Here is a 23,589-nt window from a genome sequence, read left to right on the forward strand (position 1 = left end):
CTTCATCTCTCCTCTTCTGAGGGAATCCACAGATCCGTCCGTGATCCCTTACTTGGTTCGCCGCCCACATCCATACGGGCTTCGTCCCCGTAATACAGCGCCAGCCGGTGCCTGATGTTGAACAGGGCATAACCTTTCCTCGACTGCGGAGCACTGAGCATCCCCTGCTTGACCCGTACAGCATCAAGTCCCCGTCCATTGTCGGTAATGCAAATATGCAGCAGCCCCTGCTCCCGGCTGACCGTGATGTCTATCCTGCCTCCTAAAGTCCGGTCGCTGAATCCATGCTGGATGCTGTTCTCCACCACCGGCTGCAGGATAATCTTGGGCATCAGACAGGTAAGCAGTGCCTCATCCTCTACCGTCACCGTGTATTCGAACAGACCTTCATAGCATTTCTGCTGAATAGCGAAATACTGCCGCACGTGGGACAGCTCATCCGCAAGGGTAATCAGATCCTTGCCGCCGCTGAGCCCGATCTGGAACATCTGCGACAACGACAGGATCATCTCATTTACATCGTCATTCTCCCCCATGACCGATTTGCAATAGATGGTATTGAGTGTATTGTACAGAAAGTGCGGCTCCATCTGGGCCGTAAGCGCGCGGATCTCTGCATGCCGCTTGTCCTCCTCCTTGGTCTTCACATCCGCGATCAGCGTCTTAATCTCTGACATCATCCGGTTGAACTGAAAGCCGACCTGGGCAACCTCGTCCTCATAACGGCTCTCATACACCACGCTGAGCTGGTTCTCTTCGACTCTGCGCATCAGCCGCCGCAGCTTGAACAGGGGCTTCAGCAGCACAGATGTCAGCTGGTTGGAGATCAGCCAGGTGGCCAGCAGGAAAACAACGATGACATAGAGGGTAATGCGCTGCACCCGCTGCAGCTTGCCCAGCAGCTGGTCCCGCGACTGCATGCCGGAGATGATCCAGTCGGGTGATACCGCTGAGCTTGTATAATTAACCAGATACTTCTTGCCGCCATAGCTGTAGTAGTGGTCCTGCGGATCGGCCGCTTTCCCGGCTTCGGCAAGCACCGGCTTCCAGGGGAACCTGCCCCGGAACGGCCAGCGGGACTCCACCACCGCCTCTCCTTCCCCGCTCACCAGATAATAATTTCTCCCTGCTTGTTCTCCGCCTGTATTCAGCAGCTCATCTATCCGGCTCTCCCTGATATTGACCACAATAAATACATTGCTGATCGGCGTGTAAGGGTATTCATAAATCCCCCGGACTACGAAGGAGACCACCCGCTGGCTGCCCGTGAACAACCGGTCATAATGTCCTTTGGCCCAGTAGCCGCCTGGCCGCTCCTTGCTCAGATCATATAATTCCGAGCCGTAGAACGAGTTGTCCTGCGCCCGGATCTGCGTAGTGGAATAGAAATCGCCAATCGGGGTAACGATCAGCACGTTTTCGATGATCGGCTGATTGAACGTTACCTGGGAGAGCACATATTGCAGATCCGACAGATGGACATAGTAATTCGACACATCATGGCTGAACACATCGAGCATCATCTTGCGGTACGCATCGCTCAGCATCAGGGACTGCACAGACAGCGCCACATCATTCAGGCGGGAATCCAGCAGCTGTGCCGTCTTGCTTACGGTCTCCCGGCTGCCGGCGTAGGCATTATCCTCGATCTCCTGCGCGGCAATCCAATACGAGAAGCTGCCCATTGCACCGATGGACAGCGTAATCAGCACGATGAACGAGAACAGAATCCTCTGTTTGATGGATATCCGGTAATACCTGCCGGCGATCTGCTGCCGGATCTTACGGCCATAGGCTGTGAATGTATTCATAGTTCCCCCTTCTTGAGCATGTATCTCCCTATGTTTGTATGTTCTTGTCACTTGTACCATATGGCTGCTCCAGTCCGGTGTCAAGACAGGGCATGATTATTTAGCGGATTCCGTCCCTTATTATCAATAGGCAGGGGGCCCTCCGCATAACATGGTGCGGATTCACTAATCATGGCTCAAGTTGACGGGAAGCTGCGCGATTGAGTAATTATGCTTGTGACGGTCAGTCCATTCCGTTTGATGCCTTTCTGCGGCAAATGTTGAACGATCCAACAGTAGCAGAGCTCACTGATTTTGTTGCCTCATACGTAAAAAATAATACAATTAGCCAAACTGACGGTTTCAAGGGCGATTCTATGAAGCATGAAACAGAGATGGGGGGAACGTTGAGCGAAGTCCTGCCCCAACTGAATACTGGCGGCAACGCAGTGTTCACTTATTATGGCGGCGGGCAATCTGGTCTGCTTCATGTGGTATTCCATGTATAGGTCTGGTAACAATGTACTGCTTCCATTTGCTGCTTCGACATCTGGATGTGAAGATGTAAAACTACGTCAAAATTTCAATTTTACGTTTTTATTTCCGCTTGATCATCTTTACAGTAAATCACGCTTAATTTTTGCGATCTGTCACAGTTCTAGCTGTTCTCTATTGTTAAGCCCCTTAACAGTCTGCAATAACTCCACTACTGTACCACTTAATTCACCAATAGTTGAATGCTCCTTCCCGGTTAAAAGCCATTCATAAGAACAACCGAACTCAGAGCAAATTGAGAAAACCGTCTCTATTGCCGGCTTACCTTTTCCAGATTCCAAATCACTAAGGCTGCCTTGAGAAACACCGATTTTATTAGCTAAATCCGTTTGATTAAGATTATGTATTTTTCGTAGTTGTTTAATATTTGCCCCAATAGTGTTCATTTAACCGCCTCCACACTACGATTTGTGCCAACAATTGATCCACGAGCTTTTGAACCTAAAATCAGTTTTAGCCATTTAGAGTATCTTTAATAATACTCAAGGAAAACCATTAAAAAAGCCCTGATAAATCAAGGGTTTCTTGACCATCAGGACTAAGATACTTGTACCAAAAATCGTTACAAACGCAACAAGATAAATTACAACTCACACGTAGATAAATTCTCCGCAACCTTTAACAAAATTCTCGGCAATTTCCTTTTGACTCATCCGGGTGACAATCCCTGAAAAAATACCAAGTGCAAAGAAAAGCGCTCCGATCTCAGTCATATACCAGCCTTTGCTCAGTATTCCCCAGACAATAAGTCCCAAGGTAAAGATGAAGCCGCCAATAATTAATTTATCCCGATTCGAGAAACTTACTTCTATCCCATCGTTCTCCTTGATGAAGCGTTGGCGGTTTAGAATATCATTTTGGAATACCGCTGAAAATCACCATGGCTATCGGAATCAGTAATATCCCTTTACTTTTGAGTCTTCCGGCTAAAGCTATCAGTGCCCGGTCAATCGCCCCCGTCTGCAGAATAATTCTAAAAGCTCCCCCTACAATCAGGACGAAGGCGACGACATCAGCACCATTGATGATTCCCTCCAACGGCGCACTGGCAATTTGGGCAAATCCTTGTCTCAAATCCCCTTGCTCACTGATTTTAGGAACGGTATGATAGGTTCCCGGGATGATGGCTGTTCTGGAGGAACCATCCACCAGCACTTCCTGGCGGTCAAATTGGCCGCTCGGGACAATCCAGGTTAATCCGGCAATAGCCACGATAATCAGAAAAATCAATGTATAACTATGAGGAAGGGACCATTTTATTTTAAGTTTAACCGTTTCCATTTCTACCCATCGTAATCGGAACATTGGCCTCAAGCATGGACTTGTAATTATAAAACCGGCTTTCATTTTCTTTTCCGGCCACAGCAGCCATATAAGCATCCAAGCGCGAAATGGACCTGCAACGGCAGCTCTCCCGCTGCTTCCAGCTCTTCAAGGACCGGCAGCAAACCGCTATGCCTGTCAAAGCCTATATCTTTTATCGAAGTTACACCCCGCTTAGCAAGCATTCGGGCAAAGTCCAAAAACTCTTGTCTGACTAATTCCTGATCCTGCATCATGTCATGAAGGAGACGGGCGCGTGATTCCGCGCTGCATTGGTTAGGGAGAAACTGATACTTATCCTGGGCAAGCTTGTTCATCCAACAATAGCTTTTCGTCAAATTAATGGCGATTACAGCCCTGTCAGTAAAAGCTTCGTCTAATAAGCTTTGCCCCGGAAGCTCGCCCCAACACTCTTCACTCCACCCGTAAGCGTATACATTTTGCTATAAGGTTTTTTTTGCCTCTTGTTTTAGCAACTCTAAAGCCTCTTGGATTGTAGCGACATTCGTCAGATCCACTCCACGGTGCATGGACATGTAACCGGTAAAAAATACATGGTTATCATGTACACCAGGCATAATGAACGCATCCTTCAGATGATGAACAAATGTTGCCGGTCCTATCCATTTCTCTGCTTATTAAGCAGCTCCACGATAGCCGTAACCTCTCCTGCATAACAAGGTTGAATACAATACTTGCTGCGCCACTGTTTTTTTGCGCCAGAACACTTATATTATTTTCATGATTGCTGGCTGGTTAAACTATGTTTTTCAAAACTTTTTTTAACTTCTTCTTTACTCGCTGAACCCGTTTTTTACAGGCCTCTACAGAAATCCCAATTTCATTAGCCGCCTCCATCATTGAATACTTCTCCAGAGTAATTTTTTTAAGTAATTTATAGTCTTCAATATTGGTTAAGTCAGAAAATATAAAGTCAACATCAAGTACGTCACTATCCTCAAAGATAACGTTTTCATCTATTTCGAATGAAGTTACTACTATATTTTTAAGGTATGCCCGACTGCGAACTTTGTTTTTAATAACATTCTTTAATGTATTAAATAGCCAGCCTTTCGGATTGGAACAAAATAGAAATTTGTCGGCTTTAGCACATGCGATTCTAAATGTGTCCTGAACGGCTTCTTCGGCCAGTGTGCGGTCATTCAACTTGCTTTGTGCATATGCCAACAATGAACTATACATTTCCGTATATAATACTTTTATGGTGCGACGTTGATTATCATTTAGCACCGCCTTCTCACCACCATTTCCTTTTTATGAAATACAATCTACTTTAGTTATAATTTTATATAAACATATAAATATTGGTATTTCAATACTACCCTATAAACAGATAATAGGAACACTTTTTCAAAAAAAATTAAAAATAAAAAAGCAACCCTCTAAAAGGTTGCCTTCTTCCTATTCATCATTTATATCCTAGGTTATTTGCATAGCGGCGCAATAGCTCTTTGAGGCGTGTTACCTCATTAACAATTTCACTATCGCTATCAATATTGTCATTTCTGTCATACGACGAAGTAACAACTTCGGTAGTAGTAGATGCTTGAGGTTCATCTGCGTTAGCTGAAACGGTTAACGCGGACCCTATCCATATAATTCCTATCAGCGCCACACAAAGGAATAGAACACCATTTTTCTTCTCTTTTAGGTCCATGATTGAAGAAATGCGATTTTTCAAACCTTTTTTCCCTCCATAAAAATTACTTGATAATGCTGTTTGGAGCTTCGCCCCATTCCTCGCAACAGTAATAATGATTTCCCCATATTGTATTCGCCGTTGATGATCTGCGTTTTGTAAAACCAATGCGTCACAAGAGATTTCACATTGTTCCGCTGCCGCTTTTGCCATAAGATAGACAACTGGATTGAACCAATGAAACGAGGTTGCAATCAAGATCATGGCCTTGCACCAGAGGTCATGCCGTTTAAGATGAATCAACTCATGCTTTAGAATTAGATACACTTCATCATCTGATAGTTTCACTCGCGGCAGTAAAATGACAGGCTGTATAAAGCCAATGAACATAGGACTTGTAACGCTTTCACATACGCATAAACCTATATGCTTTTTAATCCCGAGTTCCGACCTTACACTGTCTAAAATCCCTTGAACCTTCGCATCGGTTACAGGATCACTCCAACGACGTACCGTCTTCATAAAACGACTATGCCGTAGAGCATGATACAGTATTATGATTACAATACCGCACCCCCAAATCGCTGTAAGCACCCACCATAAAGAGATTGTTGCCCAAGCATCCCCCCTATCCCCAAAGTCCATTAAGGGGACAGTACGGATTATGGATGGAACAAGCGTTGCAGGAAGATCCGGCATGGTCACAGGGAGAACTAATAGGTCAATCTGTGGACGAAAGGGGAATATCCAGCCTACCGAAAGCAGCAGCCAAACCCTATAATTCCACTTTGCGACATATCGTTTGGATATAAAGGGCTGTATTGCCGCGTACACAAGCGTCAGCAATGACATAGATACAGAGCATTGGAGCACGGTAACTAAAAATCCCTGCATATCACTCCCTCTTATCTTTCAGCCAATTTTCCAATTGATCGAGGTCACTGTCCTTTACTTTGTTACTAGCATATAGCGTAGCAACCAAGCTAACGAATGAATTCGCATGAAAACGCTCCATAAAGTCGCCTGTTTCAAATTTCAGGTACTCCTCTTTGTTAATTAAAGGGAAATAAGTGCGCTCTTTTCCCTTTTTTTCAGTTCGAATAAAGCCACGCTCAACCAACCGTAACATAAGAGAAATGACCGTTTGCGCTTTCCATTTCCTATCATTTCCAAGCTGTTGCATAATAACATTAGTCGTTATAGGTGAATCATTGGCCCACACAACTTTCATGATATCAAACTCTGCATCTGGCAATTTTCTCATTATTTCTATTAATCAACTCCTTTAAGACAACTGTCTACAATGATATTCTACATTTGTCTTGAATTCATGTCAAATCTATAAAATAGAAATATTTTATCCTATTTATCACACACAAAAACAATATTGGGATATTTTTGAAAATCTTTGTCCCCAATTCGATACATTAAGACATATATATTATGAAGAAGCATTTTCATAGTTTAACACTAATGAAACGGAGGCAATTCCGATGAACAATTAACGAATACTTTCACGTTGAACGAAAAACCAAATTCCCAATTTTAGAATGGAGGCTACTAATTAATGAAAAAGAAATCTCTCTTTGTTTTCTCGGCCCTGGCTCTCCTCCTCCTCCTCACTCCAAGCTTTGCGCTTGCAAGTAATCAGCAGAACTACTTCGCTTCCCTGTCGGAAGAGAAGCTCGCTTATCAGGATGTTGACGCAGCTCCTACGGAATGGAAAGACGACATCTTGAATGCAAGGAATTCTATAATATACAGTACTTCTTGGACTGTTGATGGTCAGGTTGGCTATGAGTTGCCCGATGGAATGTTAGTAGAACTTCCAGAATTTTCGGACCTTTTTCCAGGTTGGGATGTTCCTAAATTGAAAGAAGATGTACGAAAAGAACAGTTAACTAAGCCTCAAACTTATGATTTTCATACCCTAGCCGCGAATTATGTTGGGTTTGTCTACTTATTTGAACCCTCAAATTCTGGAGCGTCACTACCGTTTTACACCTTTTATTCCAGCGCTAATAGAGTCACAATGATAGGTGATTCTTTACCAGGGACAAGCTATAATGCCGGTTTCACAAATCTTAACACTGGTTCGGATGTAGGTTATGCAAATAACTTACCGCAAGGTGGAAAACTATATCTCACTAAACTGAATTCAAACACTGCATATGGGGCTCGGGCTAGCACGTACAGCACAACAGGATATGCGCAAATGAGCGTAGTTGACGGCTAAACTCATCATCTGATTCTGTAGTGTCGGGTAGATGTTTGAAACGTAGATTGATATGTATGGGTAATCAAGGACTGCTTGTTCATTGAGGTTATTCGCTTTCTTCTAATTGATAGACTGTTTAATGCTTCTTCCATTATTGCTATTGCTGCCTTTTTAACTTTTGTTAAACGTATAGCCATTGACAAAACCTCCTTCTACTTCATCTGATTTAGTCAGATATAGCAAAGGAGGTTTATATGCTTCTATATTTCGAGCCATTGTTTCAAACATCAGCGACCATCGTCCGGTTTCTTCCCCTGCTCTTGGCCAGGTATAACGCTTGATCCGCCTTCTCCAGCAGCCCCTCCCGCTCCAATGCATGAATAGGATAATGGGCGATTCCTAGAGAGATCGTAACCTGTGTCGGGATTGGCCCCCTGCTTTGTTCCATTGCCCGCCGGACTCTTTCAGCTATGGTGAAGGCTTCCTCGGGTCTAGTGTGGGCTAGCAAGATGATGAACTCTTCACCGCCGTAGCGGTGGCAAACATCGTCTGGACGAAACGAGGTAACTATAACATTGGCTACATGTTTCAGCACTTCGTCGCCGATGAGATGGCCGTAGGTGTCGTTCACGAGTTTGAATTTGTCTACATCCAGCACAATGAGCGAAAACGGTTGTCCTGAGTCAATCCACTGACTCATCGTATACTCTAAGGATCTCCGGTTCATTAAACCGGTCAGAGCATCCGTCGTAGCCTCTTGGGTCAGTTGATCCGTCTGCTTCTGAATATCCGTCACGGCAAGCAACACAGCCTTGGTCAGCAGATCTGCCTCTCGGCTCCATTGCGGCTTCGCTTCTGGCAATTCAATCTTCTCCTTGCCCATCCTGCTCACCAGATTTGCCAGGTACACAAAAGGCCGGGCCAGCTTGCGTGCTACGAGAATGACGCCCATCAGGAGTATAATGAACGGAAACAACGAATACCAGAGAATGGTCCGAAGGTGCCCCATCAGTTGATGATGGATGACACTAATCGGCGAAACGACCACAATTCCCCATCCGTTGGCTGGAACGCTGGAGTATCCGGCAAGCATTTCAACGTCACGGGTGTTACGCACTTGCTGTTCCCCACTCTCCCCATTCATGAGTTTCTGCACAACCTTGTTATTGCTAACATCCTCCCCAATGAGCTGCTTATCCGGGTGGTACAACAGATGCCCGCTTGAATCCACAATATAATAATAGGAGCCAGAATCGTCCACGTTATTATCGCCAAAAATCATAGACAAAATATTGTTCTCCTGCAGATAAAATGTGCCGCTCAAAATACCGCGATATGTACCATTCTTGCTAAAAATCGGCTGACTCATAAAAACGATTAGTCTCTTGGTGGTTTGGGTCATGTAGGGGGAGGATATGTAAGGTTTCTTTAACGCCAGAGCTTCCAAACCGACCTTAGAAGTAATATGGTTTCCTACTGACCCCAAACTAGCCGGTACTACATTGCGGATCAGCCCGTCGGCATCGAGCACGGCGATAGAATTGAAGTAATTGCTACTATTGCGCATCAGTTCCAAATTATCATCCACTTGCTTGGGCGTTAAGGTTTCGTCATCGGAGAGTGTGTCAGCACTGTATTCCAAACTGCTGCGCATGGACTGAAATAAGGAATCCATTGTTTTGGTCATTCGGTCAGCGTTGTAGTAATTCAGATGGAGTGTAGTCTCCATCAATGATTGTTTTTTGGACTCGTAAGAGCCAATCAGAAGAATGCTTGAGGTTAGTAGAACCACCAGCGTAACCAAGCCCGTAAGCAGCGATGTGAGACTGAGCTTTTTACTTTGACACGGCTCAGCTCTTCTCAGTGTAAGCAAACCTTAACCCTCCTTGGTTCTTGAAAACTAGATTAATTAATAATACAACAAATTAAGATGTTATTCGACAGTAATCAAAAGGCTCGGATCTCTCATACCACTCTGCTTACCGTTTGATATACGGCGGTTCATGAAATCTTACATATTAAAAAACTCCCTCCAGAGCTTGTGATTAAACAAGCACTGAAAAGGAGTGTTATCAACCTGATTCTGTGAGCTCGGATGTGATTCCAAGACACACAGAACCTTTAGTTTTTGACGGAAGTTTTACTCAAGAAAAACAAAAAAAAACCTTGATTTCTCAAGGTTTTCACTGTGATGCCGAGGACGGGGGTCGAACCCGTACGGTACTCACGTACCGCAGGATTTTAAGTCTTGAAATGGCCCTTTAGCTTCTTATCTACACCACGGAAAGATCGCACATAAACCCTTTAACCACGCGGGTTAAGGGCGCTTTTTTGTGTTCCATACTCTCTACTTTCAGGGATTTGGATATGCAGCAGTGTTAGCAAAAATGTTAGCAAATAATTGAGCAGGAGCTAAATGCTTCTGCTCTTTTTTTATCCTTGTTTGAATCACATCAATTAGATCCTGAATTTTAAAATTGGTGTTTTGAGCTTGTTCTAAGTATCGGAATCATCGACTGTAGATACAGTCTGGACAAGGCATTCCGGCAGACCAATAAACTTGGCGACCTTGCATGCGCTGATGCCACCTTTGTACCTGTGAATGCTGGCTTCATTCAAGCAACATTTTCTATGCTGGAATGGCTCGAAAAGAAGTGTCTGAATAATTATTTGCGGTCAAGATGAACCCGCTTCTCAACGGTTAGTATCATTGAGCATTTTTTTCTTAATGGCATCGTAACCCCGAGGTACCCTATTATGTATTCTGGAAAGACTCCATCTTAATCTACCAATCCAATAAGATTAGCTTTTCTTCTCTATTAATTTACTTAATCTTTCCAAAGCGTGGTCTTTCTCTGATGGACCAGGTGATTTACTTTCAGATTCACTAATTGTTGTATCTTCTTCTGAAAAGCTATTATTGATTCCAGTTAAAACATAGTCTAGAAGTTCAGTCTTTTCTCGTTCTTTTTTAGCTATATTCATTCGTCTAAGTGAATTTATTATAAATAATACAGACTCAATAAGTATTACAACTAAAATTATGATAACAATTGACTTTTTAGTTGTATTTTTATTCTCGTTATATGGAATTATATTACTCGAAATATCATCGGAATAAGAGGCATAGAAGTTTTTATAGTCTTCATGAAACCATATTATTAATTCTATAGAAGCATTTTGAGATAACCTATCCATATTAACAATTACTGTTGAGTTAGAACTAATGCTGCTGTCTTTAATTGATTCAGTACTTTCTATTTTATAATCGAATATTGAACCATCTAAATCTAACTGGATTCTTAAATTTTTCGAAGAAATTCCTTTATTTTTAATTTTTATGACTCTTAATGAATCAGCAGATGGCCTGTTATTATTCTTGAGAGTATTATCATTCATTATTTCGAGTAGCTTGTCAGGTAAAAATTGGTTGGTCTTACTAGTTTCAATTATTAACGTAGAGTTATTATTTAATCTATCGTATATATTATTACCAAATAATAATACTAATAAAGATATGAAAGAACTTATAATAGCAACTATCACAGAAAGTTTACTTTTATCTTTCAAAGATACCTCCTCCTTGTATGCCAGGCATCTCAAAAACCACATGCTCCTTGGGAATATAGCTATTATAACGGCTGAAACTGATATATTGGAGCGCACCTTCATTCACAACTTCAGTAATTTTTTCAGTAACTCCTGTAGAAGAATCAGCATCGTTTACAGAAAGTAAATCATCTGTTACTAATATTCCCGCACCATTATTATATTTTAAATCTTTCAAATCTCTACAAAAAGTTAACCGTAAAACGAAAAGAATAATATTCTTCTGCCCATATGAAAAGACATTAAAATTCTTTTGCTTCATGACGTCTTTAAAATTATAGAAATTCTCGTTCCGTTTGGTTAAATGATTTATAGTATGATAAAAAAAAGCATCAATAATTGATAATTGTTCATTGATAAACTCTTCGCTAAATTCCTTTTCTTGTATTAATATAGTACGTGCTCTTTCCATTAAATTATAATTTTCTATTATTTTTTCTTTGATTTTTTTATATTCAAAACCTATTATGTCATTCAACTTGTTTAATGTATTATCTTCGATGATTTTTGCTATGGAATTCTCTACGCCGTTTTTGTATTTCTCAACCATTTTCAATCCATGGTTATCAAATGCTACTTCATTTTCAATTGTTTTAATATCCTTTTCTATTGAGTCTAGGTATTCTGAATTATAGCCAACAATCTTATGGTATGTGTCCTGCTTCTCTTTGCTATTCCCTTTAATATCCAGTTCAGCATAAAAAGAATGTCCCAATATATCAAGCGTAGCAAGCTCATTAAATGGTGAAACAAATTTTATATTCATTAATTCAGTATATATTTGATTTAACTCAATTGAGTTTGCTTTGGCTTGCCTATGTATATCCCCTTCAAAAAAAATCATATTAGAAGGTAATTTTCTCGAAATACGCACACTCTTATCTTTAAACTTGCATTCCAGATAAGGGGAATCGAATGACCAGTAATTTATTAATCTCGTAAAGTTACCTTTCAGACCTAATAAATATTGAATCAAGTTGAACAAAGTTGTTTTACCTGAACCATTTAATCCGATAATATAGTTTTGTCCCTCATTGAAATTTATTGTAAGTTGCGGGTTAATATAAAGCCTCTTAATAATAATTTTACTCAAGATAACACCCCGATTTCTCTTTATTCTTCACCTTTATAACTTGGTTTCTTATTTTAATACTGCTTTTTCTATTAGCTCTAAAATCAAGATATTCAGCAAGGCATCCCACTATGAAAAACGTTTTATTCTACATAAACTTAAGAACTAAATTCGACGTTTTCCGGCATTTTCCTTTTTTAGATCAGATAAAGGTAGTTGATCATAGTAAGAATACCTAAGGGTCTGTATAATTTAATTCAATCTCTTATTGTATAGATTAAATATTTGCATGATATTATTTTCAGGGTGATAATAATCAATCTTTATTTGATATTCTCCAATAAATTTTTATTATAGGAGTGGTAAAAATGAATCTTTTAGATCCAGACAATTATAATTTTTATAAATTTGAAAACGAAATAAAAAAAGGCTTTGATAACATACTGGCATATTTATTAAGTATTTTAGAATCTCAAGGAATTGACAAGGTAATATCAATTATAAAGGCATCAGGTATCGCTGTTAGTTTTTATGAAGATACAAAAAACAAAGAGATATTTAATAAAATAATCGATACGCTTTTGCCATTGATTAAAGATGATGAAAAAGGAAAAGTAAATAACTTAATTACTGAATCAGAAATTATTGAAGATATTATTGCTAAATTTAATCAAATGCGTTCAGCATATTTTGATAAACTAGGGAAAGAAGTAGATAAATATCAAGTGGTTTCTTATTTGCTTTCTCTTGAAAGATATCTATATGGCCTAAGTGGGAATACAGATACAAGTAAAAATTTCAATTTAAAAGTTGCGTTGAGGGATTCTGCAATCGAGTCTACAGGAATGATTTTAAAGTTCTTTATGTTCAATAACTATGAATTTTGCGGAAGTAATAAATTTATTGAAGCTCAATATCTTGATATATCAAGTAAACATATATTCTTTAGTACATACTGGAACGAAATAAACGATATGATTGAGTACTGGAAGTATTCTGAAGTAAATATTCTAGGTGAAATTCATAACAAAATAACATTTGAGATTTCAGACAATGAATTTGAGTTGAATAATATCATTTCAAATGAAAGGTTTGTTAACTTGCGTGAAGGTTGGCAAATGAGTGCTGTGGGAAAAGTATTGAATAAGGAATCAGATTATGAATTGTCTGATCAGCTAGAAAAGTTAACGTATCTATTCTCTACGTTGTATTTCGGTACACCAACCTTGGAAGAAAAGGTGGAAAATATTAAACTTTCAAAATGGATTAAGGCATATCAATTACTCATTAATGAATGCAAAAGATTTCTTGCTACACATGCTAGAAGAAATGGATATAGAATTAAAAATTATTGCATTAGTAAAACAAAGAAAATGTGGAAAGAATTATATTTAAAAAATGGTTTTTCAAATATAGAATTTGAAATTATTTTTAATATATTTACATTTAATAACAAATCGCAAGATATCTTGGATTGCCCGTTAATTAAAGTGGATGATCAGTTTGTACTAATACCTTCGCTAATGATATATGCTGATCCGGCAAGAGCACTTTCTTCAAACTTTTTAACCAGAAATAGTAACCTGAGTTTTAAGGGAAAAGGGTTTGAAGATAGATTGAAAGCTGGATTTAAAATAAATAAAATAAAATATTCACCTTTGTACAAAAGAGTAAACGATACTGAATATGAATGTGATGTGGCTTTTGTTATGGAGAATGATATATTTTTTGTCGAATGTAAAGCCCATGTTCAGCCATACACTACAAGACAACATGCTAATCATTTATTTAAACTCTATAAAGAGACAGCGCAAATTAATAGAATAGCTGACTTTTTCAGTAACAATCCTACTCTTATTAAAGAGCAATTAACTTTAGATAATGATTTTCAAATTGAAAATTATCATCGCATTTTAATAACAACTTCTATGATAGGTAGACCACTAGAGGTTAATGGAGTATACATAATTGATGAGTCTTCATTTAATATGTTTTTAAGTAGGACTCCTCCTTCATTGATGTTGATTAATGAAGGAGCTTTTAAACAGCACTTCACTCAAAAATTCGATGTATATCATGGCAGTATAACGGTAAATAAAATAATTGATTTTCTTAAATCACCTCCTCAAATAGAAATATTAAAGTCATTTTATTCAAAGCGGGTTATGAAACTTGATTTATTTGACATTTGTAGACATGCTAAAACAAATAAAACAGTTTATATGGGAAATGAAATTAACGATCTAGATGAAGATTTGCTTAATAAATATTATTCAGAGCAAATTCTACAATAAAAAAGTTAACAGTGTATTTGTCGAGCGAGGAATGGCTGATATGCTTGTTGTATGTAATTTGAGTAACGGGATTAAAAAATTATTTATTTCAGCGATAATTTAATTTATTTTAAATTAGAACAACTATACCAAAACAAAGAAGACCGACCCTCTAAGATCGGCTTTTCTCATCTGTAAAAGCTTGTTTTTTCAAGCAATAAAGCCTGATATAAAAGCAGTTTTCACCAAAAAAACATTCAAGAAAACATTTTTTAAAAACCTTGATTTCACTCGTTTTTCCATACTTCAACTTACCCTAAACAAACGAAAAACCCTTAAGTATTAAGGGTTTTTCTCTAAATTAAGCATGTAGATCTTTGAACCAGTTTAAACACTATACTTTAAAGAACTTTTCATCCTTACTAAGCTCTAGTACTTTACACTCTTCAATTAGAGCGGATTCGATTTTGTCGACCCTTTCTCTAAGAATAGGAACAATATACTGGCCATTGATATCTCTAGATAATTCAAATATTGTTCTCAATTGATTGATATGGGTATTCTCTAACTTATCATGTATTACAAATCTTGGAGAAACAATGCTCATTTCTTCTGCAAACTTTATATAAGCTAAATCAAAGGCTACAATTATGCCCTTTTTCATTCCGGTTCCTACATTCCCCTTAAATAAATCCAGCGAAACAGGGAATTTATTCTGTTCCTTCCATTTGCTATTGTATACAAATAAATATTTTTCACCATACAATTTTTCACAATAATCCGAAAAATATACGTTAAACTTACCTATAATATCATTGATATTATTTGAATCCATCTGTTGGCTAATTTGTTTGATATCATTAGTCAAATTATCTTTTAAGGTTTCAGCACTTGTTAATATTTTTATAGTTTGGTTTATAGCACCTTTTTCTAGGACAAGTGCTTCTATTTTTTGGTTTATAGAATTCAACTCTTCAAGTAGTCCTTCATCAAGTAAATCAATTGTTAAGTTTTTATTCTGTTCTAACAGTGTATCTCTTCCGTATTCCAGTTCAGTATAGCGCTTTTCTTTGATTGTTAATTGATCCTTTACAAAATCTATTCTATTTTGAATCATCTTATTATGAAAAAGGAGTAAGTCTTCAAATGTTTTATTAACTGTGCCAATATAGGCTTTGGCTTCATTATAAATATAACTTATTTGACTATGATTTATATTGCTTTTTTCATTCTCTAATTTTTCTATATTTACAGTTATTTGTTTTATTTCAAATTGTAACATCTGCATTTCAGCTTCTACTTCATTAATTGAATTAATAATATTTCTTTTATTTTTCAATTCCTCCTTATAGGTCTCCATATAATCAAGGTTTTTTCTTTTTGTTGAAAGTTCTACTAAATCGCTATCTATAAGTTGTTTTCGTTGCTCTAAAATATCGAGCGAACTGATATTCTCGTCATGTTGTAAAAGTCTAATTTTTGTTTCTACTTCTTTTAGATTTGCTGAAAGAGTGTCTTTTTTACTGAGTAAATCATTTTTTATTATTCTAAAGAGGAACAGATAGATTGAATCATATGTATCGTTAGATGTTGTATTTCCAAGATATTTAATCATATTTTCAGAGGTTATATTATCAACTCTAACGAACTTAGGGATCAACTGTCTTAAAGTGGGGTTGTGCTCATCTAAATCAAACAATAAAAGCTTCAGTTTTCCCCAGAATTCTTCTTGGGTGAATTCAATGGAATCAATGATTCTTTTTCCTCTATTAAATAATTGTCTAACAATACTGCTTTTCTTTTTTTTATTCGGATCAACTAGAATTAACTCAGCTTCAACTTTATGCTCCATTAGGAATTCTCTTATTTCATGATTCTCACTTTTTGTGTCTACATCAAAATATAAACTTCTAACCGATTTAGCTCCAAGGCATAAGTCAATTATTTTAACAACTGTGGTTTTACCGACGTTATTACCGCTGTCTTTTGCTGAATCACTTGTGTTATCAACAATAAGACTTAACCCTTTATGATTGAAGGAAATATCCCTAATAATCTCAATTTCGGGTTTCGTTTTTCTTACGATTAGCCTATGAATTAGCATATTTTCACCTTATCTTGCTCAATATTTATTAGAGAAAGCATATATAACCAATCTAATGAATAATAAATAAAATCAATATACAGATTACTATCTATGATAGATTTAGTCTTTTCATAAAGCTCGTCAATAGATAAGGAGTCATGTTTTTTTAATAAATCTAAAATTATTCCACCAATGTAATACAGTGAATATTTCGGTTCTCTATCTATATTTATTATCATTTTCAAACCACCTGCGGTTTTTCCAATATCTTACATTCAACAAAAGCATAACAAATTATTCTCATTAGTGCTTCATCAATTTCTTCAACAAATAAATTATCATTTCTAGTAATTCGACTTTCTAAGTCCCTCTTGACAAAATCTAAAATTCTATCCGCATTTAATCTGATAATGTCCATTTCAGGTTGTGTACTCGCTCTATTTTCAAGTAAAATCCCACCTTTACATTCTCTGTAAAGAACAGAAACGCTTCTTAAAACCTTTCTTTTTATCCCTACATTGTTATTGTCAATTATATTAAATGCTTGCTCACAAATACTTCCATATAAGCTATATTCCCTAATTAACTCTTTATACTTTATGACATCATTGTATTTTATCTTTTCTTCAATGGTATAACTCATCAAGTCAATCGGATTCAATTTGTAAGACCGTTCCATGTCTTCATCATCAACATTTGCTAGTTCGGCTAACTTTTCAATTAAGGATGGAATTAAAGAAAAAGTACTGACGGTATTCTCTGGTTGTATGTATGTAATACCACCATACACATCCCCTGTCATAAGTCCGTTGTTTTCTCCTGTATTGGTAATTGTGAAATTGCGTTTTTTATCTATCACGCTTATCAATTCCTCCTGTGACAATACCAGCCATTACACCATTATTTTTTCCACTATTTTCAACATCAATTTTTCCACTATTTTTTATGTCGTGTTTTTGAAGATCAGAATTGATCTCGGTATTTTTGATTTGAGTTAATATTAGTCTCGCTTCATTTTTAGCTTTGATCGCAAATATTGTCGATATGATTGTTGCAATCATTGATGCGATACTGATAATCAACATAGTTATATCCATAGAGAATCCAGCTCCTTTTTCTACGTTCCTTTGATAAAAACTAGTTCAATAATACTAATAAACAGAAAGATCGACAAGAAAAAATTTACAATCGTATCTTTCCCAAGAGTATATTCATGGATTTTAAATCTATATTATAACTTTGCATTAACTATTTAATATATTATTAACCTAAGGAGAGGGAATGCTAGAATGTGTAGTGAGCAAAAAGAAGATATCATTAAGTTATTGGCTCAAATATTAAGAGATAAGCATGATAACGATGAAATTGGTAATTTACTAGATATTTTTCCAACTAGAGCAGAACTTATAAATGCATCTGAGCAACAATTAACATCTATAAAAGGTATTGGTAAAAAGAAAGCACTACAAATATACGCACTGATCCAATTAGCTAAATCTATCACCATCCAAGATCAAAAAAACTGTATTATTCGCACACCCCAAGATGTTTTTAAACTCCTCGAAGCAGAACTTTGTCATGAGCAAAAAGAACACTTCATCTGCCTCTTCCTCAACACTAAGAACAGCCTCATCTTCAAAGAAGTCATCTCCATAGGCTCTCTGAACGCCGCTATCGTCCATCCTAGAGAAGTATTCCATGCAGCCATAAGACGCTGTAGTGCCTCGCTCATATGCGCTCACAACCACCCGAGCGGAGACCCGGAGCCATCCATTGAGGACATTAATTTAACAAAACGACTCATAGCTGCTGGGGAAATCATAGGAATAGAAGTCCTTGATCATGTAATTATCGGCGGCAATCGCTTCTACAGTTTGAAAGAACATGGGCATTTCTAAAGTTCGCTAAACAGCTTTTATTGACATGTCCTTCAAATAATCAGATGTAAAGACCTCTCTTAAGTGCTTTTATCCACGGTTTAACCACACTCCGTATCAATTCCCTACTATAAGCATTGAAATCCGTACTATATCCTGTTGAGCCTCCTACCAAAAAATTCTATCGTTTGATTAGGGGTGAAGGGAAATGAACAGCATCGAATCTATTGGGGAAAATATCAGGATTTTGCGATTGAAAAATGCTTTCAGTCAGGAGCAGCTTGCACTAAGTGCAGGGGTAAACACATCTTACATTGGGCAGATTGAACGTGGAGAAAAGAACCCTACGATCAAAATACTAGAACAAATCTCGGCTGCTCTGGAGATCACCTTAATTGACCTATTGACTTTGTATGATCCAAAGGGAGGTGTGAGAAGCGGTTGCCATCCTTCAACTTTAACTATAACCCCTGAAACCATTAAGCAGTGTCTACTGGAAGTATTGATGGACAACACAAATATGATTATTGAAAACAAGAAAGGAACTTAAAGGACAGTTAATCTTTTAGTTATTGAAAAATAGCATATCAATCATATTGGAGGAAATATAATGATGAACAGTGCTTCAGGCAAGCATACATTTGCCCAAGAACCTATAGTCTTAGAAAATCCTATGAAGGGCTATAAAAAATGGTACTACGGCTTAATTCCTGTATCTTGCATTTCTTTTATGATAATCGGAGGTCTGGGATTTGGTTTGTTTATTGGTTTTATTATTGGTTGGGCTTTGGCCTACATGATTATAAACGGAATAGCCGGAGTGAGATTATTGAAGTTAAACTTCGCAAATCATCCTATGTCGGCACTGGTTACAAATGAACAGTTATACGATCAGTTGGGCACTTTTGCCCATCCTGATTTCACAGTTGAAAAAGGGCAGGGACGTGTTCGCTTTGTATTTAAAAATAAGACTGTGCATACAATCTGGATTAACGAAAAAAAGCAGACTTATTCTGTCATTTCAAAATTCAAGAAAAAGAGTATGATCACTAATCGGCATAATCCCGGTATCAAAGAATACATACATGCCTATAATGCCAATCCTATTGTTCAAAATGCCGTTAATTCAGCAACTCTATCCTTCAAAAAACAAGAAGGTACTATTCTTCAAAAGGCATAATTCAGATTGTATTGGAGGATATAAAGCCAATGATTGAAATATATGTTCTTCTTTCTATACCGTTTGGTTGGAAATTCATAAGCAAGCCACAACGTAACATCACTGTATTTACAACAATCTCTAATTATATCGTTTACAAGATCATCTTGTCTCTATTTGTTGGCTGTGCCGTAACCCCGTTTTACTTAATCGGTTATCTCTTTAAGTTAATTCGATTGTTTAATACATCTTCAAATACTGAAAAGCAAACTAAATAGAGTTACCAGTACAACGGGAAGAGCGACAGCTCCTCCCGTTTATTTTGCGTTAGTCCCTGAAAGGAGGTGAGATTCATGGATAAAGTAATAGAAACAGCTGGGAAGTCTGCCCTGACCGCAGTGGGCGCACTTTTTGGAGGAGGCGTAGGGGCAGCACTTGGCACAGCATTATTCCCTGGCGTAGGAACAGCCGTTGGTTATTTATTTGGTGTTGGATATGGAACACTCAGCGGCCTCAAAGCTTGGAAACATTAGTGAAAAAAATTAATGGAGGAATCAAATGATGAGTGATTTTTGGGAGCGTGTAGTAGAATGTGGTGTAGATGCAGTGAGCCAAACAATTGAAAACAAATTTAATGTGATTGAAACAGCAAAGGATTTGTACGATAAGTATAAAGAAGAATAATGAGAGTCAGCTACTTGAAGCCCGTATTTTAATTAATTGCGGGCTTCAGTTCATTCAAATTCCTCCTCAATTTTCGCATAAGGATTTTCAATAAAATCAATTCCCCATTCTTCAGGAATTAGAACAGGATTAATATTCAAATCCCTAAGTTTTTTAAGCATCTTACCAAATCTATCAGAAGACATCTTTGTGTTTTCATTACTATTAACAAAAATTTCTTTCGCTTTAGTGATTCCTCCGCAATGTTCGATAAATTTAAGCATAGTAATGAGTGTTTGACGTTTTTTGAAATTTTGTACCCTTTGATTTATAATTTGCTCTGCACATTTCAAGGTGTGATAGTCACCTTCCCCAACAATCAATTTATAAAACTTCATTACTTCATGTTTTAATCTTTGTTTGCTTAATACTTCTTTTACAGTTTCCTTTCCATTGCGAACTTGAGTTTCAAACCGAAATAATCCTTTTGTCTGCGAAAAATCCACCCATTTCTTTTTACTTTTACCCTCTTTTATTAAGAGTGTTTCATAACGATTATACCAATTGACTGTTTTGTTTTCTGACATCAAGTAACAGTTAGTGATTTCAGAGAAATACTTCTTGGTTTTATCATTGTCCATAAAGTAATCAGGAATAAACCCCCTTTTAAATAAAGATAGATATTGTGGAATCAAGGCCTCTTGTAAGTTTATATCTACAGCAGCTTCTATTCTTTTGGCTGTCCATTCAAAAAAGTCGGGGACTTTTAATGAAAGAGTATCCTTTAATACAAAATTAAAGACATCTCGAACCCAATCAAATTCAGATACTTTTGCTAAAGAATAATATCCTTCTTTATCAATAGTTAGCTTGGGACGTAAACGTACCTCTATAGAATAGTGGCCCCAAGAAGCAGAACGTATTCGAATTTCTTGAAAACCGATCTGGGAGAACGCATTTGTGACATAGGCATTTTTATCATGATGGTCTTTGCGAAGTTGACTCTTATTTAAATATTTCTTTAAGTATGACTGTATTGAAGTAAAAGTTCTGTCATACTCTATCCGGGTCATTCTGTATACAAGGTACACCATGTCCACCAAAGCAACAGCACCTCCTACACCCGCACCGCCTATACGACAGTATCTAATTGGCGGAGGGGTAGTATTATTTAAGGAACTGTTACCAGGCAAATAATAAAGAATAAAGTGGAGTTACGATGCTATTTTCCCTTCTTATGATTCCATTCATCTTCGTTGGATATTAAGCCCGTATCAATTAAATTCGCATCTGATAAACTCTCTTCTATATCTTGGTAATCATAAGTGTCATCTTCAATTCCCTCCCACTCCTCTATGTAACGTAATGTATCTTGCTTTGATTGCTCATCTAATTTTATTATTAGCTCTGAAACATTAACTATCTTTCGAGCATCAAACGTTATAGCTCTGGATGTTGAATGCCTGAAATTTTCGTCTTGGGTTTGAAGTGGTGTTGTAATGCCGCTTGAAGATTTAAGTATCAGGTTTGCTTCCTCTAGCAACTTCCCTAATTTTTTCACTCCTACTAAAATTTCATTACGTTTTCTGGATTCCTGATATAAAATTCCATATGAACTTTCCCATACAAGTTTTAATTCTTCTGTATCAGGATAATAGATTCCCAGTGTCCCATTTGATGGATTGAGGCGTCCATTTGAATAACTAAGATCATGAGGCAAAGCTATTTTGACTGCCCCCCCCCTGATTGCTTCTATCAGCAATTCTAGAAATAACTCAACTTGAGGGTGAACAACGGGTTTTGATTGATCCTCTAGTATATTCATAAATATTTGCAATGCATTATCACTAATTATTTGTGATTCCAGCGGCGTTATAAATTCTTTTTCCGCTGCATACAAGATATAAAAATTGAAAGTATTAAATAGGTGACTAATACTATCAATAATCCTAGAATGAACTTTAGATTCAAATTTCAATCTTAATTTTTGGAAGTCGCTTTTGTATTGATCAATCATTTGGGAGTTTAACTTTTCTGATAACCAATCCAGATAAAAGAAAATACTTGTGGATAATGGATTCATCTTTTCAAACTTCTCGAATCTCTTCATCTTAGCTGAATCAAATCCAGGCTCATTACGATTGAAAATGTTATCCATTGATATCCTGATTGTGCGAGCGATTGTTGAACTGTTTTTCTCATTATTGTTAAGGAACCGTTCTCCAGTAAATAAAGCCATTCCGGTTGGTAAAGCATCATCGACTGAGGAAAGTTGTCTATCCCCTAACCATCGAATGATATTCTCGACTTTTTCGTCAGTACGATATTCATTCTCTGCAGTTTTTGAAGTTCCATAATCATCAACTACAATAACGCTGTCCTTATGTTTGGTGTAAGCTGATTTTAAATCCTTCTTATAAGAGTCAACACGAACTATGTTTTCAGTATCGTAAAAGCTTGTAAAAAGACTTGACAATCTTGTCTTACCCAAACCTGTCTTTCCATAAATCCACATGGCGAAGTTAGGTGACAAATCTTTGGACTCTACAAGAGGAGTAACAATGAGCGAAAGAAGAGAGTAACTCAGTAGAGCATACGTCACCTTTTGATCACAGATATTTAGCATTTCAATTGTCTCCTTAAACGCTTGCTCCTCGCTTAAAGAGTTGTTCTTCAAGAATTTAAATTCTGTAAATGTGGTTCTATAGGTTTGTCTCGACTTACCGATCTTCCCTCCAGAATGTAAGAAAAACCAACCTTGTTCATCTTTGTGCCAACCAATTAAATCTAGCTCATTTACTGTTGGAATCTTCTTATCAATGTGATTTAAAAATTGCAAAATCCACACATAAGATTTCGGAGTTATAGAGTCTAGTACAGCAAATTGATTCCATCGCCGAATCCAATTCACATTATGCAGTTCTTTCTTAAGAATAGTGATAGGCTCCAAAAGAACTGTCGCCCCTTCTCTTAAAGCATAAAATTTGTAACGCATATCTTTGATGTTTCCTTGTTTATCCAACACGTTAACTTTTTCCACTGGAATCAAAATAAAGTGGAAGGTTGATGCCTTTTGTCCACTTATGTGTACATTGAAATCCCCATTCTCATCAACATAAAAATGATCACCAGCGTAACTTTCATTGAAAAAAGCTAAAAGAGATTCAGGTGTATCACTATCGCGAATATTCATATATACCTCCAAAAAATATGAAAATGTGATTATAAATTAGGACTTTATCACATTTTCATATTTTTTCCTGTATTATTTTTCACTTTTCGTTTAACAGCTAATTAATTCTAA

General features: G+C 37.3%; 26 protein-coding genes. 8 read left to right on the forward strand and 18 right to left on the reverse strand.

The annotated features are described in order from the left end of the window. Positions 1-2: 2 nt before the first annotated feature. Positions 3-1,811 (reverse strand): cache domain-containing sensor histidine kinase, encoded by a 1,809-nt coding sequence (locus NSQ50_RS22600; RefSeq protein WP_036683317.1) that lies wholly within the window; start codon positions 1,809-1,811, stop codon positions 3-5. A 200-nt stretch (positions 1,812-2,011) separates the two neighbouring features. Between NSQ50_RS22600 and NSQ50_RS22605 the strand changes: the two genes are divergently transcribed. Then, complete coding sequence (locus tag NSQ50_RS22605; protein WP_036683320.1) at positions 2,012-2,299, forward strand: hypothetical protein; 288 nt, start codon at positions 2,012-2,014, stop codon at positions 2,297-2,299. 141 nt (positions 2,300-2,440) lie between these two features. On the opposite strand, the gene NSQ50_RS22610 is transcribed toward NSQ50_RS22605, so the two are convergent. The 8 genes from NSQ50_RS22610 to NSQ50_RS22645 all read right to left on the reverse strand — a co-directional run bounded on the left by NSQ50_RS22610 (position 2,441) and on the right by NSQ50_RS22645 (position 6,592). Further along, positions 2,441-2,731 (reverse strand): helix-turn-helix domain-containing protein, encoded by a 291-nt coding sequence (locus NSQ50_RS22610; RefSeq protein WP_051491282.1) that lies wholly within the window; start codon positions 2,729-2,731, stop codon positions 2,441-2,443. A gap of 204 nt (positions 2,732-2,935) precedes the next feature. Then, positions 2,936-3,196 carry a hypothetical protein gene (locus NSQ50_RS22615; RefSeq protein ID WP_305953628.1) on the reverse strand — a complete coding sequence of 87 codons (261 nt, stop codon included), beginning with the start codon at positions 3,194-3,196 and terminating at the stop codon, positions 2,936-2,938. A 1-nt stretch (position 3,197) separates the two neighbouring features. Continuing rightward, positions 3,198-3,575, reverse strand: coding sequence for a hypothetical protein (locus NSQ50_RS22620; protein ID WP_340900896.1), 378 nt, complete (start codon positions 3,573-3,575; stop codon positions 3,198-3,200). 113 nt (positions 3,576-3,688) lie between these two features. Beyond that, positions 3,689-3,985: a hypothetical protein gene (locus NSQ50_RS22625; RefSeq protein ID WP_051491284.1), complete on the reverse strand. Its 297-nt coding sequence runs from the start codon at positions 3,983-3,985 to the stop codon at positions 3,689-3,691. A gap of 126 nt (positions 3,986-4,111) precedes the next feature. Further along, on the reverse strand, positions 4,112-4,246 hold the full coding sequence (locus tag NSQ50_RS22630) for a hypothetical protein (RefSeq protein ID WP_256715948.1): 135 nt from the start codon (positions 4,244-4,246) through the stop codon (positions 4,112-4,114). Positions 4,247-4,424: 178 nt separating this feature from the next. After that, positions 4,425-4,919: an RNA polymerase sigma factor gene (locus NSQ50_RS22635; protein ID WP_036683321.1), complete on the reverse strand. Its 495-nt coding sequence runs from the start codon at positions 4,917-4,919 to the stop codon at positions 4,425-4,427. Between the two features lie 178 nt (positions 4,920-5,097). Then, the gene (locus NSQ50_RS22640) at positions 5,098-6,222 is read right to left on the reverse strand and encodes a M56 family metallopeptidase (protein ID WP_076225243.1); all 1,125 of its coding nucleotides are present in this window, start codon (positions 6,220-6,222) and stop codon (positions 5,098-5,100) included. Position 6,223: 1 nt separating this feature from the next. Continuing rightward, positions 6,224-6,592 carry a BlaI/MecI/CopY family transcriptional regulator gene (locus tag NSQ50_RS22645; protein WP_036683325.1) on the reverse strand — a complete coding sequence of 123 codons (369 nt, stop codon included), beginning with the start codon at positions 6,590-6,592 and terminating at the stop codon, positions 6,224-6,226. A 303-nt stretch (positions 6,593-6,895) separates the two neighbouring features. On the opposite strand from NSQ50_RS22645, the gene NSQ50_RS22650 reads away from it, so the two are divergent. Then, a complete protein-coding gene (locus NSQ50_RS22650; RefSeq protein ID WP_036683328.1) occupies positions 6,896-7,564 on the forward strand; it encodes a hypothetical protein in 669 nt (222 codons plus the stop codon). A gap of 262 nt (positions 7,565-7,826) precedes the next feature. Here NSQ50_RS22650 and NSQ50_RS22655 read toward each other — a convergent pair whose 3' ends face one another. From NSQ50_RS22655 to NSQ50_RS22665, 3 genes are all read right to left on the reverse strand, one after another. After that, positions 7,827-9,419, reverse strand: coding sequence for a sensor domain-containing diguanylate cyclase (locus NSQ50_RS22655; protein ID WP_076225244.1), 1,593 nt, complete (start codon positions 9,417-9,419; stop codon positions 7,827-7,829). 929 nt (positions 9,420-10,348) lie between these two features. Then, on the reverse strand, positions 10,349-11,116 hold the full coding sequence (locus NSQ50_RS22660) for a hypothetical protein (protein ID WP_036598448.1): 768 nt from the start codon (positions 11,114-11,116) through the stop codon (positions 10,349-10,351). Then, on the reverse strand, positions 11,106-12,248 hold the full coding sequence (locus NSQ50_RS22665; protein ID WP_076225245.1) for a hypothetical protein: 1,143 nt from the start codon (positions 12,246-12,248) through the stop codon (positions 11,106-11,108). Before NSQ50_RS22665 ends, NSQ50_RS22660 begins: the two co-directional genes overlap by 11 nt. A gap of 347 nt (positions 12,249-12,595) precedes the next feature. Between NSQ50_RS22665 and NSQ50_RS22670 the strand changes: the two genes are divergently transcribed. Continuing rightward, complete coding sequence (locus NSQ50_RS22670) at positions 12,596-14,521, forward strand: hypothetical protein (protein ID WP_340892389.1); 1,926 nt, start codon at positions 12,596-12,598, stop codon at positions 14,519-14,521. Between the two features lie 373 nt (positions 14,522-14,894). On the opposite strand, the gene NSQ50_RS22675 is transcribed toward NSQ50_RS22670, so the two are convergent. The 4 genes from NSQ50_RS22675 to NSQ50_RS22690 are packed head-to-tail and all read right to left on the reverse strand — an operon-like array spanning position 14,895 to position 17,683. Continuing rightward, positions 14,895-16,604, reverse strand: a complete 1,710-nt coding sequence (locus tag NSQ50_RS22675) for a DUF2326 domain-containing protein (protein WP_036598452.1) — start codon at positions 16,602-16,604, stop codon at positions 14,895-14,897. Next, the gene (locus NSQ50_RS22680) at positions 16,598-16,825 is read right to left on the reverse strand and encodes an ABC-three component system middle component 6 (protein WP_036598453.1); all 228 of its coding nucleotides are present in this window, start codon (positions 16,823-16,825) and stop codon (positions 16,598-16,600) included. The genes NSQ50_RS22675 and NSQ50_RS22680 overlap by 7 nt, the downstream gene beginning before the upstream one ends. 2 nt (positions 16,826-16,827) lie before the next feature. Then, the gene (locus NSQ50_RS22685; RefSeq protein ID WP_081386842.1) at positions 16,828-17,445 is read right to left on the reverse strand and encodes a hypothetical protein; all 618 of its coding nucleotides are present in this window, start codon (positions 17,443-17,445) and stop codon (positions 16,828-16,830) included. Then, positions 17,435-17,683, reverse strand: a complete 249-nt coding sequence (locus NSQ50_RS22690; protein ID WP_036598455.1) for a hypothetical protein — start codon at positions 17,681-17,683, stop codon at positions 17,435-17,437. The genes NSQ50_RS22685 and NSQ50_RS22690 overlap by 11 nt, the downstream gene beginning before the upstream one ends. A 192-nt stretch (positions 17,684-17,875) precedes the next feature. Here NSQ50_RS22690 and radC point away from each other — a divergent pair, with 192 nt between their 5' ends. The 5 genes from radC to NSQ50_RS22715 all read left to right on the forward strand — a co-directional run bounded on the left by radC (position 17,876) and on the right by NSQ50_RS22715 (position 20,306). Continuing rightward, positions 17,876-18,484, forward strand: coding sequence for a RadC family protein (gene radC, locus NSQ50_RS22695; protein ID WP_076222696.1), 609 nt, complete (start codon positions 17,876-17,878; stop codon positions 18,482-18,484). 187 nt (positions 18,485-18,671) lie between these two features. Continuing rightward, entirely contained in the window at positions 18,672-19,013 is a 342-nt protein-coding gene (locus NSQ50_RS22700; RefSeq protein ID WP_076222698.1) for a helix-turn-helix domain-containing protein, read from the forward strand. A 60-nt stretch (positions 19,014-19,073) separates the two neighbouring features. Further along, the gene (locus tag NSQ50_RS22705; protein WP_036598458.1) at positions 19,074-19,643 is read left to right on the forward strand and encodes a hypothetical protein; all 570 of its coding nucleotides are present in this window, start codon (positions 19,074-19,076) and stop codon (positions 19,641-19,643) included. A gap of 332 nt (positions 19,644-19,975) precedes the next feature. Then, complete coding sequence (locus NSQ50_RS22710) at positions 19,976-20,155, forward strand: hypothetical protein (RefSeq protein WP_076222702.1); 180 nt, start codon at positions 19,976-19,978, stop codon at positions 20,153-20,155. 25 nt (positions 20,156-20,180) lie between these two features. After that, a complete protein-coding gene (locus tag NSQ50_RS22715) occupies positions 20,181-20,306 on the forward strand; it encodes a hypothetical protein (protein ID WP_256716985.1) in 126 nt (41 codons plus the stop codon). Positions 20,307-20,356: 50 nt separating this feature from the next. Here the strand turns inward: NSQ50_RS22715 and NSQ50_RS22720 are convergent, their stop codons facing one another. Together NSQ50_RS22720 and NSQ50_RS22725 are read right to left on the reverse strand one after the other, a co-directional pair. Beyond that, positions 20,357-21,478: a hypothetical protein gene (locus NSQ50_RS22720; protein WP_143760451.1), complete on the reverse strand. Its 1,122-nt coding sequence runs from the start codon at positions 21,476-21,478 to the stop codon at positions 20,357-20,359. 29 nt (positions 21,479-21,507) lie between these two features. Continuing rightward, a complete protein-coding gene (locus NSQ50_RS22725) occupies positions 21,508-23,478 on the reverse strand; it encodes a DUF927 domain-containing protein (protein WP_036598464.1) in 1,971 nt (656 codons plus the stop codon). Positions 23,479-23,589: the final 111 nt, after the last annotated feature.

It is taken from the genome of Paenibacillus sp. FSL R10-2788 (assembly GCF_038003885.1).
GTDB lineage: Bacteria > Bacillota > Bacilli > Paenibacillales > Paenibacillaceae > Paenibacillus_AQ > Paenibacillus_AQ odorifer.

What these genes read in the sequence shown, in the direction of transcription:
- NSQ50_RS22600 (WP_036683317.1), bottom strand. Translation starts at nt 1,811, where the DNA reads ATGAATACATTCACAGCCTATGGCCGTAAGATCCGGCAGCAGATCGCC.
- NSQ50_RS22610 (WP_051491282.1), bottom strand. Translation starts at nt 2,731, where the DNA reads ATGAACACTATTGGGGCAAATATTAAACAACTACGAAAAATACATAAT.
- NSQ50_RS22625 (WP_051491284.1), bottom strand. Translation starts at nt 3,985, where the DNA reads ATGAACAAGCTTGCCCAGGATAAGTATCAGTTTCTCCCTAACCAATGC.
- NSQ50_RS22630 (WP_256715948.1), bottom strand. Translation starts at nt 4,246, where the DNA reads ATGCCTGGTGTACATGATAACCATGTATTTTTTACCGGTTACATGTCC.
- NSQ50_RS22640 (WP_076225243.1), bottom strand. Translation starts at nt 6,222, where the DNA reads ATGCAGGGATTTTTAGTTACCGTGCTCCAATGCTCTGTATCTATGTCA.
- NSQ50_RS22645 (WP_036683325.1), bottom strand. Translation starts at nt 6,592, where the DNA reads ATGAGAAAATTGCCAGATGCAGAGTTTGATATCATGAAAGTTGTGTGG.
- NSQ50_RS22650 (WP_036683328.1), top strand. Translation starts at nt 6,896, where the DNA reads ATGAAAAAGAAATCTCTCTTTGTTTTCTCGGCCCTGGCTCTCCTCCTC.
- NSQ50_RS22670 (WP_340892389.1), top strand. Translation starts at nt 12,596, where the DNA reads ATGAATCTTTTAGATCCAGACAATTATAATTTTTATAAATTTGAAAAC.
- NSQ50_RS22675 (WP_036598452.1), bottom strand. Translation starts at nt 16,604, where the DNA reads ATGCTAATTCATAGGCTAATCGTAAGAAAAACGAAACCCGAAATTGAG.
- NSQ50_RS22680 (WP_036598453.1), bottom strand. Translation starts at nt 16,825, where the DNA reads ATGATAATAAATATAGATAGAGAACCGAAATATTCACTGTATTACATT.
- NSQ50_RS22690 (WP_036598455.1), bottom strand. Translation starts at nt 17,683, where the DNA reads ATGGATATAACTATGTTGATTATCAGTATCGCATCAATGATTGCAACA.
- radC (WP_076222696.1), top strand. Translation starts at nt 17,876, where the DNA reads ATGTGTAGTGAGCAAAAAGAAGATATCATTAAGTTATTGGCTCAAATA.
- NSQ50_RS22700 (WP_076222698.1), top strand. Translation starts at nt 18,672, where the DNA reads ATGAACAGCATCGAATCTATTGGGGAAAATATCAGGATTTTGCGATTG.
- NSQ50_RS22705 (WP_036598458.1), top strand. Translation starts at nt 19,074, where the DNA reads ATGATGAACAGTGCTTCAGGCAAGCATACATTTGCCCAAGAACCTATA.
- NSQ50_RS22710 (WP_076222702.1), top strand. Translation starts at nt 19,976, where the DNA reads ATGGATAAAGTAATAGAAACAGCTGGGAAGTCTGCCCTGACCGCAGTG.
- NSQ50_RS22715 (WP_256716985.1), top strand. Translation starts at nt 20,181, where the DNA reads ATGATGAGTGATTTTTGGGAGCGTGTAGTAGAATGTGGTGTAGATGCA.
- NSQ50_RS22725 (WP_036598464.1), bottom strand. Translation starts at nt 23,478, where the DNA reads ATGAATATTCGCGATAGTGATACACCTGAATCTCTTTTAGCTTTTTTC.